Annotated in this window: 8 protein-coding genes; all 8 read left to right on the forward strand. The window is 36.0% G+C overall.

Annotation, left to right across the window (positions count from 1 at the left end):
- Positions 1-63 precede the first annotated feature (63 nt).
- Positions 64-993, forward strand: a complete 930-nt coding sequence (locus tag A9G30_RS09690; protein ID WP_065588817.1) for a hypothetical protein — start codon at positions 64-66, stop codon at positions 991-993.
- A gap of 426 nt (positions 994-1,419) precedes the next feature.
- Entirely contained in the window at positions 1,420-1,710 is a 291-nt protein-coding gene (locus A9G30_RS09695; protein ID WP_065588818.1) for a hypothetical protein, read from the forward strand.
- Positions 1,711-1,723: 13 nt separating this feature from the next.
- Complete coding sequence (locus tag A9G30_RS09700) at positions 1,724-1,993, forward strand: hypothetical protein (protein WP_065588819.1); 270 nt, start codon at positions 1,724-1,726, stop codon at positions 1,991-1,993.
- A gap of 64 nt (positions 1,994-2,057) precedes the next feature.
- Positions 2,058-2,222, forward strand: a complete 165-nt coding sequence (locus tag A9G30_RS13025; protein ID WP_176700891.1) for a hypothetical protein — start codon at positions 2,058-2,060, stop codon at positions 2,220-2,222.
- Positions 2,223-2,233: 11 nt separating this feature from the next.
- Positions 2,234-2,929 (forward strand): ERF family protein, encoded by a 696-nt coding sequence (locus A9G30_RS09705; protein ID WP_065588820.1) that lies wholly within the window; start codon positions 2,234-2,236, stop codon positions 2,927-2,929.
- Positions 2,913-3,518, forward strand: a complete 606-nt coding sequence (locus A9G30_RS09710; RefSeq protein ID WP_065588821.1) for a lambda exonuclease family protein — start codon at positions 2,913-2,915, stop codon at positions 3,516-3,518. Before A9G30_RS09705 ends, A9G30_RS09710 begins: the two co-directional genes overlap by 17 nt.
- A gap of 223 nt (positions 3,519-3,741) precedes the next feature.
- Positions 3,742-4,275: a DNA N-6-adenine-methyltransferase gene (locus A9G30_RS09715; protein ID WP_176700892.1), complete on the forward strand. Its 534-nt coding sequence runs from the start codon at positions 3,742-3,744 to the stop codon at positions 4,273-4,275.
- The coding region (locus A9G30_RS13245) for a hypothetical protein (RefSeq protein WP_218057832.1) at positions 4,268-4,452 on the forward strand (185 nt) is incomplete at its 3' end. The genes A9G30_RS09715 and A9G30_RS13245, both read left to right, overlap by 8 nt.

A 4,452-nucleotide genomic window follows, 5' to 3' on the forward strand; every position in this document is an offset into this window, starting at 1 on the left:
CTGGAGAGGTTGGTTTGGGTTTGATAGAAATGAAAATGCAAAAGGTATAGTGAGGATTTTATTATGATCATTAAAGAAAATATACCCGTAGCAGATAGAATATCCTTTATTGCTGAAAAGATAGCTAACATAAATAAACTACCAAACAAAACCTTTTCAGATGAAATATATTTAGAATCATTAGAATCTCATTTCAGTGAGCTCATGGCAATCAAGTCAAAACAAGATTTATGTAGCCCTATACTTGATATAATAGATTTTCGCATAAAAGGTTTTTTAGTTGATACTGGTAGTATTCCACTTGATTTACTCTCAAGTTTTGCTCAAGGTATTTCTGGAGCAATTCAAAAAGCCACAGGAAAATTGCTTTTAGGAAAAGATTCTTCAAAAATACCAAATGATGTAAAAAAGAATTTAGATATGAGACTAGCTGGATTATCTCACGGGTCAACAAGACTAACTATAACATTATCAACTGGTCAGTCTGAATTATTTGAAACCGTTCCAAGCAAAGCCATTCATAATGTATTTGATGTTTTCAATGCTGATAATGATGAGCAATTATTTATTTTTATGAGTGAAATTGGTTTTAACTCAACAAAAAGCATAAAAGAAATTATAGACATTTGTGAAAAGAACAATCTTTCATTTGATTTTAAATGGACTGGGCAATTTAGCGATGGAGTTAAACAAACCAACGTTTCACCAGAAAAAATAAAAAAACTACATTCTCATTTATCAAACACTACTATTTCAGAATCAAGATGCGAAACCATAAATGGAATTATTGACATTTTGTCTGTTCATGAAAAAATTGAAATTGATGTTAATGGTAATAGAGTGAAAATAATTTATCCTGAATCTATGTTTAATGAAATTCAATCCAAGTGTGTTATTGGGAAGCCGATATCAGTAAAAGTAAAAGCAACAGACATAATAAATAAGGATTTATCTTTTAGGAAAACTAATTATGAATTGATTGAAATAGTTTAATTTTCACCCACCCGCTTCATGCGGGTTTTTTCACGCCTGAAATTCCCCACCACAACTTTAGAACACCTTTCTGATTAAAAAATAATCAAACAAATTAATTACAGTTAAAAATACAGTTTTATCTGTTTACTTATAACAGTTTTAACTGTATCATCATTTCATCAAAACAAATCAACTTAACCAAAAAGTTGAAGCTCTTTAAAAATTCGGAAAGTCGGAACAACTTATAAAGTGTTATTCAAGTAGACAGTGTGAAAGCGAAGCTCATCTTAGAACGAAATGCCTAGCTCCCTCTAAGCTGATGAACGAATAACGCAGAGTAAGGGAGCGCAACACCTGCTGGGGTATGTACCAGTATTCAAATCAAAGCGCATTTAAACAAGTGCGCTTGAGTTTGAGATTAATAATAACTGTAGAGGTTAACATATGGATCTAATAGATAACAGCATTACCGAACCATGGAAAATAAATGCAGAATTACGACGACTAGCTCACAATCCAAACACTGACGCAAAAACACTTGCTGAGCTAGTTAGAATTGGGAATTCGAGCATCAGAGCAGCTGTTGCGTGCAACAAAAACGTATCGCGTGAAACTATATTAATACTTTCAGAAGACATAGATCATGTGGTTCGATATGAAGCCGCTAGAAATGAAACTCACAAAGAGTGGCTTAGACGTCAAAAAGCCTTATTTCGACCATTATCAACACTGTAAATTGAGGTAAGTCATGCAATTACATAGAGCTGTAGAGAACGGTTACGAAAATGCTTATTGCAACATGATGAACAATATCGAAATGCAAGACGCTAAAGATGAATGGATTGAAACCAGAGCTGAAGAATTAATCAAGAATTTTGACAATGATAATGATTGGCAAATTATAGAATTACTAAAAATAAAACTAGAAAGTAAAAGCATTGACGCAGACCTTTACAACCAATTTATAACCGATATTTGCTACTCACAAGCCACACTTGAGTATAGCCAAACATTCTGACAGCAGGAAAAACAGCACATTCTACAGCCGTTTGCCTTTTTTGAGGGCTTTTAGGGAGCTGATTATGACAAATAAAGATTTTGTAAATTCAAAACAAACCGATAAGTTCAACAAAGATTACAAACTAAACAAAAGCGAGCAAATATACGCCTTTTTTTGTGCCCTGATTTTATCGTTCGGCGGATTATTTATGCTATTTCGTTGGATGTTACAGATTGCAACTGATTAGAGAGAAATAAAATGACAACAGAAATTATTCAAACAAACACTGATTTTTTGCCGATAAATTTAATTGACAAGGCAATAACAAAAGGCACGGACATAGCAAGTCTTGAAAAATTAATGGATCTGCAAGAACGCTGGGAAAAATCACAAGCGCAAAAAGAGTTTAATCGTGCACTAGCCAAATTTCAGCAAGAATGTCCGACTCTAACAAAAAACAAAGCTGCCCACAACTGTAAGTACGCTCCTTTAGGCGACATTATCGCTCAAATTAAAGATGTTCTATTTGACAACGGATTAAGTATTAGATTTGAGCAAGATCATAGTAATGGGATAACCGTTTCTTGCATCGTTAGTCATTTAGACGGACACAGTGAATCCACTACGATGAGCGCATCTCCGGATAAATCGGGCAATAAAAATGATGTTCAAGCGATCGGTTCAACTGTCACTTATTTACAGAGATACACATTAATTGGCGCACTCGGAATCACAACAGCAGACGAGGACATGGATGGACGAATAAATAGCAATAAAGTCGATCCTGAATATCTAAATCTACTTTTATCATTATGTGAACAGCACGTTGTTAATGGCATTGATTTATTCCGTGATTTTTGGAAATCTCTAACAAAAAAACAACGCGAAATAATAGGAACAGATAAAATGAATGAATTTGTAAACAAGGCAAAAGAACATGGAGCAACGAACTGATGAGTGGTTTCAGGCTAGGCTTGGTAAAGTAACAGCAAGCAAAATTAGCGATGTGATGACAAAAACAAAAAACGGCTATGCAGCTAGCCGTCAAAATTACATGGCTCAGCTAATTTGCGAGCGACTAACAGAAAAACCGACCGAATCATATTCTAACGCGGCAATGCAACGAGGCACCGAGTTAGAACCTGTGGCTAGACAGTGCTACGAGCTTGAAAATCTTTGTAAAGTGATTGAGGTCGGCTTTATTCCCCATCCTACAATTGCAAACGCTGGAGCTAGCCCTGATGGTTTGGTAAACGATGATGGTTTAATTGAAATCAAATGCCCTAACACATGGACACACCTTGAATTCATGCAGACAAAAAAGCCCAAGCGTGAGTACGTATTGCAAATGCAATGGCAAATGATGTGCACGGGTCGTAAATGGTGTGATTTTGTCAGTTACGACAACAGATTGCCCGATAATTTGAGTTTTAGATGTGTTCGAATTTATTACGATGAAAAATTGGCACAAGAAATTGAAGCTGAAGTTATCAAATTTTTGCAAGAACTTGATGAGCGAATCAAACAAATAGAAGCCTCATAATCACTACAGCAATTTAGAACGGTATGAGCAAAATTGCTCACACAGCGACGATTTATTAATAGCGTCTGGTATATGCGCCGATAATTAGTGTTAGCAGAGACCCGTCATCCTTTCGGATAGCGCACTAGTTTGAAATATACAAGCCATGTGTTTGATGAACGGTAGCCACGCCGTTGGCGACAGAGTGGCACCTACCAAAATCACTACATCAGAGAGTTTTAAAATGGCTATTCTAAACAAATCACAAACAGAGAAGCAGAATAAAGATTACTGGCGAACATCAGAATTATTGATCAATGATGCGTTAAAACTGCTTAATATTGAAATGTTTGGCGTTGATGTATGTTGCTCAAGCGAAGATGTGAAAATTGAAAAAGCTAATTTTTGTATAACCGAGCAACACGACGCACTGAAATGTAATTCATGGTTTTCGCTGTACGAGCAGGATAACACCTCATTTTGTAATCCGCCGTTCTCTAAAAAGTGGGAATTTTTTCAAAAGGCGATCGAACAAGTGAATAAATTTAGCAAGCAAGTTTTAATGGTCTTGCCGTACACGCCTGCAACAAAAACATGGCACGACAATGTACACGGACAAAACTGTATTATCTACGTACCCGATGGGCGTTATCAATATCTATTGCCGAACGGCGAAAAATCAGCGAGTAGCTGTAATTTTGAAACGTGTTTAGTTCTAATTGTGCCGTTCAAGTGTGGCAATGTAATAGTTAATTACAAGCGAGGCGTGTATGAATAGAGCTAATGATGAGTTGCCTGAAAACCTTACTGATTGCGTTGTAATTACTAGGTCATTTTCGCAGGACGGGAAAATTATAACTAGCACTCGAAACTCATGTTATTACAGAAGAAGCGATAAATGGGGGCATGTTAATGGCTGTCATGTTTTGGCTTGGGTTTACACGCATGAGTTAAT

Origin of the sequence: Gilliamella sp. Fer4-1 (genome assembly GCF_001690515.1) — a bacterium.
Classification (GTDB): domain Bacteria; phylum Pseudomonadota; class Gammaproteobacteria; order Enterobacterales; family Orbaceae; genus Gilliamella; species Gilliamella apicola_C.

What these genes read in the sequence shown, in the direction of transcription:
- A9G30_RS09690 (WP_065588817.1), top strand. Translation starts at nt 64, where the DNA reads ATGATCATTAAAGAAAATATACCCGTAGCAGATAGAATATCCTTTATT.
- A9G30_RS09695 (WP_065588818.1), top strand. Translation starts at nt 1,420, where the DNA reads ATGGATCTAATAGATAACAGCATTACCGAACCATGGAAAATAAATGCA.
- A9G30_RS09700 (WP_065588819.1), top strand. Translation starts at nt 1,724, where the DNA reads ATGCAATTACATAGAGCTGTAGAGAACGGTTACGAAAATGCTTATTGC.
- A9G30_RS13025 (WP_176700891.1), top strand. Translation starts at nt 2,058, where the DNA reads ATGACAAATAAAGATTTTGTAAATTCAAAACAAACCGATAAGTTCAAC.
- A9G30_RS09705 (WP_065588820.1), top strand. Translation starts at nt 2,234, where the DNA reads ATGACAACAGAAATTATTCAAACAAACACTGATTTTTTGCCGATAAAT.
- A9G30_RS09710 (WP_065588821.1), top strand. Translation starts at nt 2,913, where the DNA reads ATGGAGCAACGAACTGATGAGTGGTTTCAGGCTAGGCTTGGTAAAGTA.
- A9G30_RS09715 (WP_176700892.1), top strand. Translation starts at nt 3,742, where the DNA reads ATGGCTATTCTAAACAAATCACAAACAGAGAAGCAGAATAAAGATTAC.